A 17315-nucleotide genomic window follows, 5' to 3' on the forward strand; every position below is an offset into this window, starting at 1 on the left:
CTAGTTTTTATTTTGTCTAATCGGTGTTAAACTGATTTTTTGTTTTTCTAGCTTTCATCAGTCCCAAGAGACCAAGTCCTAGGAATGTAAGTAGCTTACTGTCTCGACTGGCTGTTTTTGGCAGTTCCCTTCTTTCAGCTCGAGAGACAGTCGTTTGCGTCAAGGAAGTAGTCGTAGCACTTGGCTGACTGCTATCAACTGTCATAGCTTGATTGACCTTAGCTACTAACTTAGCGTAGTCTTTAGGGTCATGCTGAGCTAGGTGGCGAGGCTTGTTAGAGCTTGCAGTAGCAGTTGAAGGCCTTAGCTCTTGAGAGCTAGGTTGAGTAGGCAGAGAAGAAGTAGCAGATGTTTCACTTGTTGGTGTGTCAACTGGTTTACCTTCAATTGTTTCACTTGTTTGCGTTTCAACAGGTGTTACACTTGTTGGTGTGTCAATGACATCATCAACCATTTCTTGAACATCATAGGTCATGCGAAGACTTTCATAATGTGACTGTAACATCTCATAGACTGAACGCAATTCTTCTAATTTACCTTTTTCACTCTCATAGCTCTTTTCAGCGTCTAAACGTGTGGTTACGGCTGACTCATAAGCTTGTTGAGCTTTTTGTAAATTCTGTTCAGCATTAAGAAGTTCTTCTTTACGTTTCTGACCATTTTCAACTTGGGTTTTAGCGTCTCGCAATTGTTCAGTCAATTTAGATACTGTCTCTTGACTATTATCTAGAACTGCTTTTGCTTGGTCTAATCGGAGTTTTGCACTGTCATATAAAGACTTCAACTCGTTAGCTTTAGCTTTTGCTGTTTGATAATCTAATTGGGCTGTTTCTAATAACATTGCCTTCATCTGATCATCAGCTTTTACAGCTTCTAATAAACCTAATGTTTCAGTTTTTGCATTTTGGGCTTGAACAAGTTCTTGTTTTGCTTTTTCTAATTCTTGTTCAGCCTTTGGTGTCGCTTTTTCTTGAGATAATAAGTCATTATATTTTGTTTCCGCATCTTTTACCGCTTGATTCGCTTCTTTGAGACGTGTAACAAAAGTCGCCAATTCACTTTTAGATGTTTGATGTTGATTTTTAGCTAAACTTAATTGAGCCAAAGCGTTTTGATATGCCGCTTGATCATTTACTGGTTGATAATCATATTTGTGAATTAAGTCATTTTGTTCTTTTTGAGAATCTAAAATTTCAACTTGGTCAGTATAACCTGTTTGAACTAAAACATAATCGGTATAATTTTTACTTTTTTTGTATTTAATTTATAAATATCAATACCTATTGCTGAATTATGTGTTAATGTGTCAAAATGTCCATAGTTTCCAGGTTGATCAAATAATGTAAAACTATTGACAGCGATCACTGTTTGTGATAAAAGATCTTTAAGAGTTGGTTGTTTTTCACTTATTAATGCAAATTGATCTAAATTTTCCCCAACTATATTTTGATTTTTTTCACCTAAGACTTGACGATTGGACGCTTTTATGATGTTATAATCATGTGATTGATAAGTATCTTTTTGATCATACATATCGGCTCGAATCTTTGCAATTTCCATTAGTTTACTATTCAAACTTGTTCGTGGAAATCCTAATTCATCAGCTAAAGCATTATAGGCATCGACATAATATTGATTAATAACTTCAAATTGCTTATCTGTCAAGTTTTCAACATCAATGACGTCATCGCCACCTTCAATATTGTACTTGAGCCAGTCCGCTTTATTTTGAGCCACATCATTTACTTTCAATCCGGATGCTTTCATGACTTGTCTCATGTTCTCAACAGTCTCTGGGCTATAATCGTCATACAAGGCTCTTGCTGCATCCTTAACCTCTTGAGGTAGATTAACGTCAAAACTATATGTCACTAAAGGTTTGACCGATTCTACTTCCGCAGTCTTACTTTCGACCACTTTTTGAGTAGCTAACATCTTTTGATTGGCTACTGAAACATCACTTTCCGCTTGTTTTTCTTGCTCTTTTGATGTCTCAACATTCGATTTCGCTTCTGTAATCGCTTGTTCTAGTTGACTATCAGATTCCTTAGCTTCAACGACCTTATTTTCTGCAACCATGACGGCTGTTGTTTTTTCAATAACCGTTTTTTCAGCCTCTTGTACTTGACTTTCAATCGTAGTCAAATCTTCATTACTCGATTGTAAGGTTTCAATCTTAGTAGCCGCTGCTTCAACTTCAAGTTGTGCCGTTTCATAATTGACTTGAGCGGTGTTTACATCAGTTGTTACGTCATTATAAACAGTTTGATTTTCCTTAACTTGATTTTGTGCGACGTCAATAGCTGTTTCTAAATTTTCTACGGTTGTTTGGGCTGTTGCGATTTCAGTATCAACTTGAGTGATTACTTCTGGTGTCGCATTTTCAGCTTGTGTTTGTGCAGTCGTTAAGGTGTTTTGAGCGACTTCTTCGGCGACAATAGCGTCTTGAAGATTGTTATAGACATAACCGGTTTGAGATTCTTGAAGAACCACATCTGCTGCCGCATTATCAGCATCAGATCTTGCTTGTTCAATTTGTTCTGCGGTAACAACTTCTGCTGGTGTCACGGTTTTAACGGATGATTCAGGAGTTTCCTGAATGGTATCTGCTTTGACTTGTTCGGATGATAGGACAGCAGTCGCCAAAAGACTGCTAGCGATTAGACTAGTTTTTAGGGTCATTTTCTAGTTCTCCATTCTTTTTTTCTGTAGTTAATAGGACGCGATAGATGATTTGACGTTGATTTTTTTGAGTATTTAAATAGGTTTGGCAATATTTGAATACTGCGAAACAAGCAACAGCAAAAATTATTACAAGAAATAGTGTTTTTTGTCTTGTATTGGTATCTGAAAAAATATTAAAACTACTTGCTGCTGTTAAGAATAGGTTGATGAAAGTAAAGAATAAATCTGTATCTTTTTTCTCATCACATTTTTCTTGATAGGTCAGTTCATCAAGAAGCATTTGGTGCTCACTAGCAGTTAGAGGTTTATTTGTCAATGACTCTCTTAACTGTTCTTCCAAGTTTTCTTCATGATATTTATCTGGTATTCTAAGTAGAACTCGAACAGGAATATCGATAAGAAGCAATAATAATACCCATCCAATAGCCCCATAAGATAATGTTTCTGAAGTTAAGGGTATTCCATTTTTTAATAAAATAAATTCTATGATACAGAATGTACCTAGAAATTCTAAACATATAGTTAAAGAAGTTATCAAGGTTTGTTGACAGTTTAGTTTGATTTTCAGGCGTTCATTTAAGAAATCATTATAAATTGAACTCATCTGCTTATCCCACTTATATTTTGACAAAGATAGTTGTCTCCTTTCTTCTTCAAAAAATCGCCATACCACTCTCCTGTCAAGTGGTATGGATGGTATTATAGCTGTTTACCAACACCTATAATACCTATAAACAAATAACCAGCCCTTATTCTTTCAAGAAGTTAAGACAGGCGAAAGTTAGGACAGGAGTAACAGACTTGCCCCGGCGTGAAAGCGTTTAGGCAACCAGTTAAGTATCTTGGCAACAAAAAAGACTAGAAGGGTAGTCTTCTAGTCAGTTTTTTCTTTTAGCTCCAGCTGTTAGGGTACTGGCTACCAGCCACCCAGCCTGTACAAAGGGCAGAGGTGATGTTAAAGCCCCCAGTGTGAGCGTTGATGTCCAGCACCTCGCCAGCAAAGTGCAGCCCTGCAACCTTTTTACTTTCAAGGGTTTTGGGATTGATTTCCTTAAGGTCAACCCCACCCTTTGTGACAAAGGACTTGGCAAGGGACATCTTACCGGTCACATGGATTGGCATGGCCTTAATCTGATCGACCAAGTCAAGCAACTGCTTGGGGTCTAGTTGTTTGACCTTTTCTGGTAGGTCTTGGGCTAAAAAGTCAGCCAGACGCTCAGGCAGTTTTGTCTTGAGGGCATTTTTGAGTGACTTTTCCCTTTCTTTTTCTAAATAGCAGAGCAGGTCATCTGATGTGACTTGGGGGAGAAGATCCAGTCGGAGTTCTTCGCCACCCTTGACAAAACTAGACATGCGAAGGGCAGCCGGCCCAGACAAGCCAAAGTGGGTAAAGAGCAGGTCATGGGTGATGACATGCTTGTCATAGCTTAGAGTAACCTCGTCCAAGGAAATGCCCTGCAGTGCCTTGTGGTTGAAGTCGGTCAAAAGAGGGCTTTCAGCCGACTCAAGAGGCGTCACTGCCAGTTTGAAGTGGCGAGCCACGTCATGCCCAAACCCCGTTGAGCCAGTTGAAGGGTAGGTCTTGCCACCGGTTGTCACAATCACCTGATGACTGGTTAGGCTCTCATCAGCTGACTTGACATGAAAGAGGTCGTCCATCTTTTTGACCGAAACCACTTCGGTTTGGGTCTTAATCCTGGCACCGAGTTCTTGTATTTTGTCTTCCAAGCAAGCGATAATGCTGCGTGACTTATCTGTGACAGGAAACATACGCCCATGATCTTCGACCTTGAGAGCACAGCCATTGTCCTCAAAAAAGTTGATAATGTCATGATTATCAAACTGAGAAAAAACGCTATACAAGAAGCGGCCATTGCCAGGGATACCAGCTAGCAAATCGTCCAAGCTACCGTTGTTGGTGACGTTGCAACGTCCACCACCAGTACCTGCAAGCTTTTTGCCCAAGCGTTTGTTTTTTTCGATAAGGAGGGTTTTCTTGCCATGAAAGGCAGAAGAAATCGTCGCCATCATACCAGCCGGCCCTCCACCAATAACAATCGTATCATAATGTGTCATGCTTTCATTTTACCATAAAGAAAGAGCAATCGCCATCTTTTGCAAAATTGACATAGACAGGCTCTTATGGTAGTATGAATAGTAAGAAAAGTGCAAGAAGAGGAAAAAAATGGGAGTAGAAAAAACCGTCAGCGAGCTGGCTGAAATCTTGGGTGTCAGTCGCCAAGCTGTCAATAATCGTGTGAAAAATCTACCAGATGAAGACCTTGAAAAAAATGAAAAAGGGGTCACTGTGGTCAAGCGTAGTGGCTTGATTAAGCTAGAAGAAATTTACAAAAAGACGATTTTTGAAGATGAGCCAGTTAGTGAGGAAACCAAGCAGCGTGAACTGATGGAGATTCTTGTCGATGAGAAAAATGATGAGATTGCAAGGCTCTATGAACAACTCAAGGCCAAGGACATCCAGATTGAGAAAAAAGATGAGCAAATTCGTGTCAAGGATGTTCAGATTGCTGAAAAAGACAAGCAACTGGATCAGCAGCAGCAACTAACTGCCAAGGCGATGGCTGACAAGGACACGCTCAAGTTGGAATTAGACGAAGCCAAGGCAGAAGTGGATCAGGCTAGAACGCAAGTGGAAGAGATTCAGACCAAGGTTGAGGAGAAAAAAGGCTTTTTCGGTCGTTTGTTTGGTCGTAAGAAGTAAAAGACTGGGTAAAGCTAGTCTTTTTTGATTAAAAAGGAGAAACCAATGCAGAAACTAAGTGAGTATGTTGCTTTTGATTTAGAATTTAATACGGTAGATGGTGTCAGTCATATCATTCAATTGTCTGCGGTTGCCATGCTTGACGGTCGGGAACTTGCTCAGTTTGATTCCTATGTCTATTCTGAAGTGCCTTTGCAGAGTTTTATCAATGGCTTGACAGGTATTACCCAGGAGAAGATTGAACAAGCACCGACCTTGGAGCAGGTCTTGGCTGATTTTGCTGACTTTGTAGGGGAGAAGGCTTTGATTGGCTACAATGCTCATAAGAGTGACCTGCCTCTTTTGTTGGAAAATGGTTTGGACTTAAGTCACCAATATGCCCTTGATGTCTTTGACCAAGCCTTTGATAGACGCAGTAGTGACTTGAATGGCATTGCCAATTTGAAATTGCAAACAGTCGCTGAACAATTAGGCATTTCTGGGAAAGGACATGATAGCTTGGAGGACGCAAGAATGACGGCTCTTATCTATGAAAAATTTTTAGAATTTGATGAGAATAAGGCGCTGCTTGAACGACAAGAAACAGCAGTCAGTCATCCCTTTGCTAGTTTAGATTTGAGTTCATGGTTGGACTAAAAAACTCACCTGTTATCAGGTGAGTTTTTATGTGGGCTTAAAATGGTAATTTACCAGCAAAAGCACCCAGTGTTTTTTGAGTTGCGGCATCAATCTGTTGCAGAGCGTCATTGACAGCTTGTGTGGTCATGTCTTGCAAGGTTTCAAGATCGTCTGGGTCAACCACATCAGCCTTGAAGTCAATGCTCACTAGTTTTTTATCGCCAGTAAAGGTTGCAACCACCAAATCTTGAGCAGATTTGCCAGTGAAACTGGTTGCAGCAAGTTCAGCTTGGCTCTTTTCCATTTGCTTTTGTAGTTTTTGTGCCTGACGCATCATGTTTTGCATATTCATCATAAGATTTCTAAAATTCCTTTCTTAGTAAGGGATTAAGCCTTGTTGGTTAGTGATAGTACGCTACTGGATGAACAACATGAGTCATCTAATAGCATACTTTACTGTTATCATTATATCATGTTTAGGGTGTAACTCAAACTCTAGGCTAGTTTTTGTTTTTTCATCAATTTAGTTTATACTGTCTAACTAGATTATTTACCTCTGCCCAAAAGTCGCAAGCTAGTCTGACGAGTTAAGGCCTGTCTGCCCAAAATGGGCAGACGTCCTCACAGTTGTGATGATCTTATTTCCAAAGGAAGTTGTCCTCCTCACAAATTTTGTTAGATCTGCCCATTTTGGGCAGAGCAGCTCATAGGGTTTTTGTGTCTGTTTCCAAAGGGAATCAATTGTTCGATGAGTTTTTTGGTAAAAATTCTTAGGTGCTACTCGCTGTTTATCAGAAACGAAGGTAGAGAGAAGAGTGAATTCAAAAGAATTAACAAAACTCCCTATCGGAATGATAGGAAGTTTATAGTTAGAAACGGTATTTTTTAATTTAATATGTTAAGGAGCTCCAAAACCACCACGTCCGCCAGGGCCAGTTGCGATAATTTCTGTTTGTTTTTCTCCGTTAACGATGACAGTCCCACCAGTCATCTCGGCTTGAACATCGTAGTCAAAGGCAGATTGGGCAGTAATGTTAAGTTGTCCACCTGAGATGTAGATGCTGCCATTGGCATCAATAGCGTCTGTATCGCCTGCTCCAACTTCAACAGTGATGTCACCACCAGTGATTTTGATAAAGACATCAGATGTGAGCGTACTTGAGGCATTGATGGCATCATCAGTGGCATAAAGTTTCAAGGTGCCACCATTTATGGTTACAGTTGCTCCTTCTAGAGCTTCCGTGGCATTTTGCACAAGGATGTTACCACTATCAATGGTCAAGTGTGATTCAGCCTTAATGGCATCGTCACCTGCCGTCACGCTAATGTCGCTATTTGCAATATAGGTGATTCCCTTACTCAAATCTTCGTCATTAGTGGCTTTTAAACCGTCGCCTCCAGCAGTGACTTGAATCTTTCCGCCTGTAATTGTCAATTCATCTTTACCACGGATACCGTCATCAGCTGCCTCAACAGTGATTTGACCAGATAAGATGGCCAGACGATCGTTAGAAACAATCCCGTCTTGATAGCTTCCCTTGACGGTCAAGCTACCATTTCCTGTAAGCGTCAAATCGTCCTTAGAATAAAGAGCTCCCTCAATGCTGCTATCTGAGTGTTTACTGCTATCAGTGATGGTGTTTTCGGTATTATCTTGTAATTCCACGACAAGATTGTCAGCCGATTGAACATAAAGGGCAGCATTGTCCTGACTGGAAATATTGGCACCTGCTAATATCAAACGAACGTTTCCAGTGGTATTGACAACTACCCCCTTGGTTGTCGTTCCTGTCAGCGTATAGGTTCCAGGTTCTGTGATGGTGAGTGTGTCTTGTCCAAGTTCAATCGTTTTAGAAGGGAGAGAGTCCCAAGCAATCTCGCTCACACTAGTTTGTAGAGTTGTTTGTTGAGTGGAAGTTGCTGTCGTTGTTGCCGTTGATTGTGCTTGACAGGCTGCGAGGGTCAAGGTTGAGGTCAATAATAGACTGGCTAGGGCTTTTTTAGTTCGATGTGATAATGGTAAAAACATGATAATCTCCTTGTGTTCTAGTGATATTCTATAAGCCACCCTTATTGGGGTTGGTGCCAAGAATAATGGCTAAGTTGCGATTGCGAATGCGTAGGTCATTGATAAAGGCTCTACGATCCATTTGCTTAGGCAATTCCAAGTGGTAATTTAATTCAAAAATTGACCCCATATTTTTCAGCCGAATGCTTTCTAAGGTTGCTTTCACCTGATATTGTTCAAAGACAGGTTGTAAGACAGTTTCGTGTTCAAGATCTTCTGGCATCGAAATAGTTAGGTATTGGCTGCTATTACTTGGATCAAAAAGGGCGAGATGATGAAGTAGCAATAACACGATAGACACAAAGCAGGCCGCAAATAGTGCCACAAAGACATAGCCTGTTCCGATAATCAAGCCCATAGTCATGGCCGCAAAAACACTGATTAGCTCACGAGAAGTCCCTGGCATCGAACGAAAACGAATCAAGCTGAATGTTCCCATGATAGCCACACCAGTTCCTAGATTGCCTGATGTCATCATAATCACGAACTGAACCAAAATAGGTAGGGTGACAAGGGTAATGGCAAAGTTTTTCGAGTAATGTGTGGTTTTAGCATGTACCCCTGCCACCATAACGCCTACCAAAAGAGCAACGGTAGAAGTGATGGTTAAAGCTGACAAGGTCACTCCTTGAGCTAAGATTGAATCAAACATGAATGAGTTCTTCCTTTCTTGCTTTAGTAAAAATCTTTCCATACTTAGAAAAAGATTGTGGGTAAATGCAATGTTGCGAGAGGTAGTCAACCAACCAGTCAGGCAGGCCTTCTTTGGTTTTGATTTCCATGATAATTCGTGGTTCATCAAAATGAGGCGTCATGCTAGTATCGGAAAATAAATCTAAATTGGTCGTTGATGAGCGTAATCGTTCATCAAAGGTAATGCGTAGGTCAGAGGACGCTTCTTTAGCCATATAAGACGTCCGATTGTAAATAATGAAAATCTTTGGAGCGAGTTGTTTTTCTTGAAATAAATAGAGGAGTTCTCTAGCGATTTGACTATCAGGGAGTTGCTTTTTATCAAGAAAAGTTTGGTAGTCGTCTTGACTGATAATAATACGGCGTTTGAAAACCGTACCATAGATTTTTGATTTGATTTCTAAAAATACTTGGTCAGTCCCAGCATAGTGGCGCGCTCTGACCTTGCATTTATAATCTGTTCCATGAATCGAATTGATAATCATCTCATCATGGATATTATCAAAATAAACCGTGTTATTTTGTGTCTTGAAGTAAGGGTCAGGTAGCATGCGTTCTTGTAAAAAGAGCGTAAGCTGTTCGTATTCTGCTTGATTTAGCAGGTACTTTTTTTCTTTTCGCTTAAAAAAATCTTTTGCCATATACGACTTTCTATGATTAAGATAACTCAAGCATAGCAACGAAAACTTTAACTTATCTTAATCTTTCTGAAAGAAACGGAAAAATTTTCATATTTTTGACATACTACTGAAAATATGGGGGGGGGAGTAAGTGGTTTTTGTTGGTATTTTTAGGAGATTAGATTGCATGACAATAGCTTTTTGAGTAGGTCTATGCTATAATAAAAACATAAAGAAAACGATTACAAAAAGAAGGGAAAGATTATGAGTCGAGATTCTCCAAAAGATAAATCGATAGCAGTTTCGTTACAAATATGGTGGAACACCTAATTCATGTAATGGTTACTAAGGAAACAACATAATATGAAAGCACGTTATAAGGAAAAAATTGTAGATGTTTGGGAAATTGGTAGAGATACTGAGCAACCTGAATGGGTACAAGACGCTTTTACAAAAAAATACATTTGCTGGGTAGATAATCATGTGAGAATTTTAATGGCTGGCTTAAAACCTTCTTTGAAAACTAACTTCAAAATTGGGGCAACAGGAACAGCTGGGGGTGGTTTTGCAGGTTATGGCATTTATGTTTTAGGCTATCCAGGTGACTATTTAGATTTGACGAATCAGAAAGTGATATCTGCTAAAACTTTTAAGAAAAAGTATTACAGTTTATAATGGTAGTTTAGAAAGTCAGGACTCAGTATGAGCAGAAAGGTTAAAGAGTATAAAATCTGACAATAATAGAAATGCTTCAAATAATTATTGTTTTAATATTTTTTCCTAATGCAACAATGGGTTTATTTAATACTGGTCGAGAATTAGGTGGAGCGATTATCAGTTTATTTTAGTAGGATTACTACTGGCAATACAATTGTATTTTCAAAAGGAGATATTAGCTATGAACGAATTGATTAACAACAAGTATTTTCAATCTATATTGATAGGTGTTGGTGCAGGTGCAATAGTTGGATTGTTTGGAATTGTTCCAGTCATTTGGTATTTAATTGTTGTCATTTTTATAAAAGTCATAAAGAAAGCGATAAGTAGGAGGGGAACTTATGACAATCACAGGTAAAAAAGTATTTCAGGCGATTTATATTTTAAATTTATTATTCCATTGTGTTTTTCTTACCTATCAGTTCCGTCAGACAGGCAACGTTGAGCCTAATTATCTACTAGTAACAATCATGAGTGTGATTAGTACAACAGTGATTTTAATATCAATTAAACATACAGAAAAGTCATAAAAAACCATTGCTCTTGAAAAAGGATAACCTCATAATGGTAATTATATTTTTTATAACAATTGTATTGGTTCAATTCTATATCATTTATAAAACGGTAAAACAATCTAATAAAGTTAAAGATTTTGATTCTCTATCTAGTATTAACGCATTTCTATTATTATTTCTGGCCTCTAAAAATTTAGTATTTGTTTGGTTTGCTTATTTGGTCTTTATGTTAACCATTTTGTTTTTAAATGACAATTGTTCCTAATATGTTATTGTGACGTATTCTATTATGGTAAACAGTTAGGCGGTGTATTAGTTATGGGACAAATTGATTATTTAAAATGGATTTTAATCGCTATTGTTGTGGTCTTTTGGATTTATACGATTATTTGTGACATTATTCTTCAAAAGAATTATCAAAAAACAGCTTTTTTTCAAGCGTTTATTTCTGCTTTTATTGTCGAACATAATGTGAGTGATAAAGTTAATTCTTTTTCGATTATTGTATTTTTAATTTTTGTTCTGATCTACTTTGATTTTAAAAAGAATAATAAGTATTGATTTGGATAAAATTTTGCCTAGATAAAGGAGGAAAAGAGGTGAAAATGAAATACCTACCAGAATTACTTGCTTTTATCATCATGTTAGCGTATCTAGTGTTAACCGTTTTGAATGATACAAAGATCTATCCAATGCCTCAATGGCTACAAGTTTTTGATCCAACGTTACTGATACTAAATGGGGTGTTGTTGATTATGATTAGTAGAGAAATACGGGGGAAATGATGTCACTTGATTTGAAACTCTTTACGCTACTGGTTGTGGTAGTCTATTTAATATTTAGGTTAAAAAATTCGGCTGAGTCAGAGTTATTCATCTCTAAGTTTGCCATTGCCTTTCTAGTGGGTTTTACTATTGTTAATGAAGTAATTTCGATGATTTATCAATTAACTCATTAGTAAAAAAGCTGAGCAGAAAAGCTTGGCTTTTTTCTTGTTTTATCTTTGGTTTTTACTATAAAAAAGCGAATAGATAGATAGAAAGGAGAAATAAAATGAATACATTAGAAACGTTAAATCATGTCAATACAAATGTTTTAAATCTTTCAGATCAGGAATTGATGAAAGTGGAAGGTGGTATTCTTCCAATTGCTGTAGCAGCAACAATTATTTCTGGTTCAGCTTTTGCTGGTTTTAGTGCAGGAATTGCTGTTGGTTTATCACGAAATAAACGTTAATTAAGAGGTGTAGTATGACAAAAGAGATTAATCCGAATATTTCAGCAATGATTATTGCTGTAGCATCATGGATTGGATTACTTGTAGGTGTGTGTTTGGGATTGAATTAAATTATTTGAATAATAGGATCATAAAGGAGTTAAATCATGGAATTGATGAATAAATTTGAAGAAATGACGACGGAAGAACTTGCAACTGTTGATGGTGGAATGGGCGTTTTGGCAGTTATTGGCTATTCTGTTCTAGCCGGAACAGGAGCGGGTATTGTCGGCTATGGAGTGGCTAGAATTTTTGGGTAGAATGTTCAAGTTACTAAGAATTTAGCGACCTGACTTCCCCGTCATGTTGCTTTTTTAGTTTTTATATTACAATAAGAGTATAAAGAAAACGAATATACAAAATGAGAGAAAGAACTATAAGTTATATTTTTTACTAAAGTAATCATAATAAATGCTATTACTAAGCATCTTATTTGAAAAGGAGTATAAAATGAATAAATCAAAGTATATGAATCATTTCAATGTTAATTTTATAGAATTATCAGAACAGGAAATAGTAGAATCTAGCGGAGGTGGTTTACATAAGATGCCAGCCTATCTCTATGGAGCAATTTTCGGAGGTACAGCTCCGACAGGATTAGTGTATGCTAATCGATTGATGAAATAGTAACAACAAAGATAATAGTTTTATTAACAATTTTGTATTTTCTTAATTGATAACTAATCTTATAGTTAAATATTGTGATTCAAAAGCGAATAGATAAGATAGAAAGGAGAACGTAATGAGTAGAGACTCACCTTACAAAAATATGAACATTATTTAATTTTATAGCATGATAAAGGAGAAATACAATGAATAAATTAGAACGTATGGATAATTTGACTATTGATTTTGTAGAACTATCAGAACAAGAATTAATTAAAATGGATGGTGGACTTGCACCAATTGTTATTGGTGGAGTTGTGGTTGGATGGAAAGTTATAGGAGGTGTAGGAGCTGTTATTGGTACTGGTCTTGCAGTTGGTGCAGCAGCTGGTTATTATGCTAATAGACCGTAAAGATAGAGAGGTGAATAATGGAAATGAAATATTTACCAGAGTTTACTATTTTTATTAGTTCATTAATTTATTTAATTCTGTATATTTTAAATGATTTGAATATCTATAGACCACCTCAATGGATACTGTCTGTAGATATGACGTTTATATCATTAATTTGTTTATTGGTAGTTATCATCTATAGAGAAGTAGGAGGAAAATAAGATATGTATAATTTTGATCATTTAACAGAAGAAGAGCTTTTGAATATTGAAGGCGGTATTGAACCGATTACAGTAGGTATAGGTCTAGGAAGTTTATTTATTTCAGCAGTAAAAATTGGTTATGATTTTGGAAGAGATTTAGCGAGACGTGGAAGATAATTTACATAATCTATTAACGTATCAGTTTGAATTGGAAAATGGGATGAGTTATCACCCCGATTATTAGTAAAAAAGCTGAAATTTTCAGCTTTTTTACTAATGATTAGGTGAAAATAAAACGCGTGTTGCTAAGTATATATTATAGGAGTATCTATGAAATTTAGAAAAAAACACTATCGACCTCAAGTGGATATGAGGGATTGTGGGGTTGCGGCTTTAGCCATGATTTTTGGCTATTATGGCTCTTATTATTCCCTAGCAAGATTGAGAGAGCTTGCTAAGACGACTCAAGAAGGAACGACAGCCTATGGTTTGGTCAAAGTAGCTGAGGGAGAGGGATTTGAAACACGAGCCATCAGAGCAGATATGACCTTGTTTGATGAAGACATCATCTATCCCTTTATCGCCCATGTTTTAAAAAATGGTAATCTCATGCACTATTATGTCGTGACTGGTTGTGATAAGGATAGTATTTATATTGCAGACCCAGATCCTGCAATTAAGATGACTAAGTTGCCTCGTCAACGTTTTGAAAAAGAATGGACAGGAGTTGCTCTGTTCATGGCACCAAGTCCTAACTATACCGTTCATCAAGATAAAAAAGATAGTTTATTCTCATTTGTTCCGTTGTTGGCACGTCAGAAAGGATTGATCGCAAATATTGTGATTGCGACATTGTTGGTGACCATCATCAATGTTTTAGGGTCGTATTATTTACAATCTATTATTGACACTTATATTCCCGAGCAATTGAAGAATACGTTAAGTATCATCTCTTTTGGTTTGGTTGTCGTGTATAGCCTTCAACAACTACTTTCTTATGGTCAGGAATATCTGTTGTTAGTCTTAGGGCAACGTTTATCAATTGATGTGATTTTGTCTTATATCAAACATCTTTTTAATCTCCCCATGTCTTTTTTTGCCACACGTCGAACAGGAGAAATTATCTCTCGTTTTACGGATGCTAACTCTATTATTGATGCTTTGGCAAGTACGATTTTATCAATTTTCTTAGACTTTTCTATTATTCTCGTTATGTCATGTGTGCTATTTTCTCAAAATAGTTACCTGTTTTTGATTAGCTTGATGGCTTTACCGGTCTATACAGCGATTATTTTTGCTTTTATGAAACCATTTGAGCGAATGAATCAAGAAACGATGGAAGCTAATGCAGTTTTGTCATCATCAATCATTGAAGATATTAATGGTATTGAGACGATTAAATCGTTAACCAGTGAAAAACAGCGTTATCAAAAGATTGATAAAGAGTTTGTCGATTATTTGAAAAAATCTTTTGCTTATAACAGAGCAGAAAGCATTCAAAAAAATTTGAAAAAATTAGCTCAACTTTTACTCAATGTCGGCGTGCTTTGGCTAGGTGCTTATCTGGTTATGGATAACAAGATGTCATTAGGACAATTGATTACCTATAATTCCTTGTTAGTCTATTTTACCAATCCATTAGAAAATCTAATCAATTTACAAACCAAATTGCAAACTGCCAAGGTGGCGAATAATCGTCTGAATGAGGTTTATTTGGTTGAGTCTGAATTTAAAAATAAAAAGATCATTACAGAGTTGTCTAATTGTCAAGGAAATATTACGTTTAAAGATGTTAGTTACAAGTATGGTTATGGGAGAGATGTACTGACTGATATTAATTTAACGATTAAATCAGGAAGTAAACTAGCTTTTATTGGGGTGTCTGGTTCTGGTAAAACAACCTTGGCTAAGATGTTGGTTAATTTTTTTAATCCCACAAAAGGGAATATTTTCTTAGACCATATTGATTTAGAAGATATTGATAAAACGGCGCTTCGTCGTTATATCAATTATTTACCCCAACAACCTTATATTTTTAATGGAACGATTTTAGAAAATTTATTACTAGGTGCTAAGGAAGGAACGAGTCAAGAAGATATTTTTCGAGCTGTTGAATTAGCTGAAATTCGTTCAGATATTGAAAATATGCCACTCAACTATCAAACAGAGTTGACAACTGATGGGGCAGGGATTTCAGGTGGTCAACGTCAACGAATCGCATTGGCGAGAGCTTTACTGACAGATTCGCCAATTTTGGTTTTAGATGAAGCGACAAGTAGTTTGGATGTATTGACTGAAAAGAAAATTATTGATAATTTGTTGGCATTGGATAAGACTGTGATTTTTATTGCACATCGTTTGACGATTGCGGAACGTTCAGATAATATCGTTGTACTTGATAAGGGGCGAATAATTGAAGAAGGGAATCATCAAGAGTTATTGAAACGGGATGGTTTCTACGCACATTTGGTTAATAGTTAGGCGAAAGGAAGTAGAAAATGTATGAAGAATTACTAGAGAGTTCAGAGTTTTATCAGAGGCGTTATCATAATTTTGCCAGTAAGATTATCGTCCCAACCTTTATTTTATTTCTTTTTGTAGGCGTTTTTCTATGTTTCATGAAAAAGGAAATTAGCCTTAAAACGTCTGCTACAGTAGAACCTTATCGTGTGATTGCTCATATTCAATCAACCAGTAACAATAAAATAAAATCTAACTATCTTCAAGAAAATAAACTTGTCAAAGCAGGAGAGGTTTTGGTGGAATATGAAGCATTACCTGAAATGACTATATCTGCAGTTGAAGATGGTTTCATGCATTTGAGGTCAGATGTGTCCCAAAATCAAATTATTCCTGAAGGGACACAAATTGCTAGCTTGTATCCTATTTTAGAAAAAGAAAAGAAAGTTAATATGGTATCTTATATCTCTTCTCGTGATATTTCTAAACTTTCTATTGGAGATATTCTTAGATTTCAGATGACAGATTCGTCTAATAAAGCAGTGACCATCAAATCAAAAATTAGTAATATTGATAGTATTGCCACACAAACAGAAGCTGGAAATTTCTTCAAAATCATTGCAGAAACAGAGGTTTCAGATAAAGAAATTACTGCTTTAAGGTATGGTATGGAAGGTACTGTGACGATTGTGACAGGTCAATCAACATATTTTGATTATTATGTCAATCGATTTTTTAATCAATAAGAAAAGCAAGATCATAAAAACACGCTATTTTACATTAAAAAAATTGCAATTCTTGAAGTAATGTGTTATCATACAAAGGTCGGTGTTTTCCGATAATACTCATCTCAAATGGATTGTGGGTCTGTTGCCGTTATGGTGGATTTGCGAGTTTAAGTTTGGGAGAGGCAAAAACATATTAAAAGGAGAAATACTCATGGCAGTAATTTCAATGAAACAACTTCTTGAGGCTGGTGTTCACTTTGGTCACCAAACTCGTCGCTGGAATCCTAAGATGGCTAAATACATCTTTACAGAACGTAATGGTATTCATGTTATCGACCTTCAACAAACTGTAAAATTGGCTGATCAAGCATACGACTTCATGCGTGATGCAGCAGCAAACGATGCAGTTGTTTTGTTTGTTGGAACGAAAAAACAAGCAGCAGAAGCTGTAGCAGAAGAAGCAGCTCGTGCAGGTCAATACTTTATCAACCATCGTTGGTTGGGTGGAACCCTTACTAACTGGGGAACAATCCAAAAACGTATTGCACGCCTTAAAGAAATCAAACGTATGGAAGAAGAAGGAACTTTTGACCTACTTCCTAAGAAAGAAGTTGCACTTCTTAACAAACAACGTGCTCGTCTTGAGAAATTCTTGGGTGGTATCGAAGATATGCCACGCATTCCAGATGTAATGTACGTTGTTGACCCACATAAAGAACAAATCGCTGTTAAAGAAGCTAAAAAACTTGGTATTCCAGTTGTAGCTATGGTTGATACAAATGCTGATCCAGATGATATCGATGTGATCATCCCAGCTAACGATGATGCAATCCGTGCTGTTAAATTGATTACAGCTAAATTGGCTGATGCTATCATCGAAGGTCGTCAAGGTGAGGATGCAGTTGTTGAATTTGAAACAGCAGCAGAAGCTGATTCAATCGAAGAAATCGTTGAAGTTGTTGAAGGCGACAACGCTTAATCAGCTCGATAAAATTTGAAATTAGACCAAA

23 protein-coding genes are annotated in these 17315 nt (G+C 36.9%); 15 read left to right on the plus strand and 8 right to left on the minus strand.

The window, feature by feature from the left end; translation table 11 throughout:
* Positions 1–16 precede the first annotated feature (16 nt).
* The 4 genes from FRX51_RS03075 to FRX51_RS03090 all read right to left on the minus strand — a co-directional run bounded on the left by FRX51_RS03075 (position 17) and on the right by FRX51_RS03090 (position 4761).
* Positions 17–1105, minus strand: coding sequence for a hypothetical protein (locus tag FRX51_RS03075; protein WP_146495748.1), 1089 nt, complete (start codon positions 1103–1105; stop codon positions 17–19).
* Between the two features lie 116 nt (positions 1106–1221).
* The gene (locus FRX51_RS03080) at positions 1222–2682 is read right to left on the minus strand and encodes a hypothetical protein (RefSeq protein WP_146495750.1); all 1461 of its coding nucleotides are present in this window, start codon (positions 2680–2682) and stop codon (positions 1222–1224) included.
* Complete coding sequence (locus FRX51_RS03085) at positions 2666–3316, minus strand: hypothetical protein (RefSeq protein ID WP_146495752.1); 651 nt, start codon at positions 3314–3316, stop codon at positions 2666–2668. Before FRX51_RS03085 ends, FRX51_RS03080 begins: the two co-directional genes overlap by 17 nt.
* Positions 3317–3576: 260 nt before the next feature.
* On the minus strand, positions 3577–4761 hold the full coding sequence (locus tag FRX51_RS03090) for an NAD(P)/FAD-dependent oxidoreductase (RefSeq protein WP_146495754.1): 1185 nt from the start codon (positions 4759–4761) through the stop codon (positions 3577–3579).
* A 109-nt stretch (positions 4762–4870) separates the two neighbouring features.
* On the opposite strand from FRX51_RS03090, the gene FRX51_RS03095 reads away from it, so the two are divergent.
* Positions 4871–5407, plus strand: coding sequence for a DUF536 domain-containing protein (locus FRX51_RS03095; protein WP_146461064.1), 537 nt, complete (start codon positions 4871–4873; stop codon positions 5405–5407).
* Between the two features lie 45 nt (positions 5408–5452).
* Positions 5453–6043, plus strand: coding sequence for a 3'-5' exonuclease (locus FRX51_RS03100; RefSeq protein WP_146495756.1), 591 nt, complete (start codon positions 5453–5455; stop codon positions 6041–6043).
* Between the two features lie 37 nt (positions 6044–6080).
* On the opposite strand, the gene FRX51_RS03105 is transcribed toward FRX51_RS03100, so the two are convergent.
* The 4 genes from FRX51_RS03105 to FRX51_RS03120 all read right to left on the minus strand — a co-directional run bounded on the left by FRX51_RS03105 (position 6081) and on the right by FRX51_RS03120 (position 9427).
* Positions 6081–6380 (minus strand): YbaB/EbfC family nucleoid-associated protein, encoded by a 300-nt coding sequence (locus tag FRX51_RS03105; protein WP_146461068.1) that lies wholly within the window; start codon positions 6378–6380, stop codon positions 6081–6083.
* Between the two features lie 543 nt (positions 6381–6923).
* Positions 6924–8054, minus strand: a complete 1131-nt coding sequence (locus FRX51_RS03110) for a carbohydrate-binding domain-containing protein (protein WP_146495758.1) — start codon at positions 8052–8054, stop codon at positions 6924–6926.
* A 28-nt stretch (positions 8055–8082) separates the two neighbouring features.
* A complete protein-coding gene (locus FRX51_RS03115; protein WP_186627091.1) occupies positions 8083–8745 on the minus strand; it encodes a DUF4956 domain-containing protein in 663 nt (220 codons plus the stop codon).
* Entirely contained in the window at positions 8738–9427 is a 690-nt protein-coding gene (locus FRX51_RS03120; RefSeq protein ID WP_146495762.1) for a polyphosphate polymerase domain-containing protein, read from the minus strand. Before FRX51_RS03120 ends, FRX51_RS03115 begins: the two co-directional genes overlap by 8 nt.
* Before the next feature lie 342 nt (positions 9428–9769).
* Between FRX51_RS03120 and FRX51_RS03125 the strand changes: the two genes are divergently transcribed.
* From FRX51_RS03125 to rpsB, 13 genes are all read left to right on the plus strand, one after another.
* Positions 9770–10081 (plus strand): role in replication, encoded by a 312-nt coding sequence (locus tag FRX51_RS03125; protein WP_146495764.1) that lies wholly within the window; start codon positions 9770–9772, stop codon positions 10079–10081.
* A gap of 223 nt (positions 10082–10304) precedes the next feature.
* Complete coding sequence (locus tag FRX51_RS05805) at positions 10305–10481, plus strand: hypothetical protein (RefSeq protein WP_186627093.1); 177 nt, start codon at positions 10305–10307, stop codon at positions 10479–10481.
* Positions 10465–10653, plus strand: a complete 189-nt coding sequence (locus FRX51_RS05840; RefSeq protein ID WP_146495767.1) for a hypothetical protein — start codon at positions 10465–10467, stop codon at positions 10651–10653. Before FRX51_RS05805 ends, FRX51_RS05840 begins: the two co-directional genes overlap by 17 nt.
* 303 nt (positions 10654–10956) lie before the next feature.
* A complete protein-coding gene (locus FRX51_RS03135) occupies positions 10957–11199 on the plus strand; it encodes a hypothetical protein (protein ID WP_146495769.1) in 243 nt (80 codons plus the stop codon).
* A 223-nt stretch (positions 11200–11422) separates the two neighbouring features.
* Positions 11423–11596 carry a hypothetical protein gene (locus FRX51_RS05810; protein ID WP_186627095.1) on the plus strand — a complete coding sequence of 58 codons (174 nt, stop codon included), beginning with the start codon at positions 11423–11425 and terminating at the stop codon, positions 11594–11596.
* A 95-nt stretch (positions 11597–11691) separates the two neighbouring features.
* Complete coding sequence (locus FRX51_RS03140) at positions 11692–11874, plus strand: class IIb bacteriocin, lactobin A/cerein 7B family (RefSeq protein WP_146495771.1); 183 nt, start codon at positions 11692–11694, stop codon at positions 11872–11874.
* Between the two features lie 146 nt (positions 11875–12020).
* Positions 12021–12173, plus strand: coding sequence for a Blp family class II bacteriocin (locus FRX51_RS03145; RefSeq protein WP_146495773.1), 153 nt, complete (start codon positions 12021–12023; stop codon positions 12171–12173).
* A 190-nt stretch (positions 12174–12363) separates the two neighbouring features.
* Positions 12364–12540, plus strand: coding sequence for a hypothetical protein (locus tag FRX51_RS05815; RefSeq protein WP_186627097.1), 177 nt, complete (start codon positions 12364–12366; stop codon positions 12538–12540).
* A gap of 185 nt (positions 12541–12725) precedes the next feature.
* Positions 12726–12932, plus strand: a complete 207-nt coding sequence (locus FRX51_RS03150; protein ID WP_398587260.1) for a class IIb bacteriocin, lactobin A/cerein 7B family — start codon at positions 12726–12728, stop codon at positions 12930–12932.
* 206 nt (positions 12933–13138) lie between these two features.
* Positions 13139–13294, plus strand: a complete 156-nt coding sequence (locus tag FRX51_RS03155; RefSeq protein WP_146495775.1) for a class IIb bacteriocin, lactobin A/cerein 7B family — start codon at positions 13139–13141, stop codon at positions 13292–13294.
* Between the two features lie 153 nt (positions 13295–13447).
* Complete coding sequence (comA, locus tag FRX51_RS03160) at positions 13448–15598, plus strand: peptide cleavage/export ABC transporter ComA (protein ID WP_146495777.1); 2151 nt, start codon at positions 13448–13450, stop codon at positions 15596–15598.
* 17 nt (positions 15599–15615) lie between these two features.
* Entirely contained in the window at positions 15616–16323 is a 708-nt protein-coding gene (locus FRX51_RS03165) for an HlyD family efflux transporter periplasmic adaptor subunit (RefSeq protein ID WP_146495779.1), read from the plus strand.
* Between the two features lie 193 nt (positions 16324–16516).
* Positions 16517–17284 carry a 30S ribosomal protein S2 gene (gene rpsB / locus FRX51_RS03170; protein WP_146495781.1) on the plus strand — a complete coding sequence of 256 codons (768 nt, stop codon included), beginning with the start codon at positions 16517–16519 and terminating at the stop codon, positions 17282–17284.
* Positions 17285–17315: the final 31 nt, after the last annotated feature.

Origin of the sequence: Streptococcus sp. sy010, assembly GCF_007859175.1 — a bacterium.
Taxonomy (GTDB): domain Bacteria; phylum Bacillota; class Bacilli; order Lactobacillales; family Streptococcaceae; genus Streptococcus.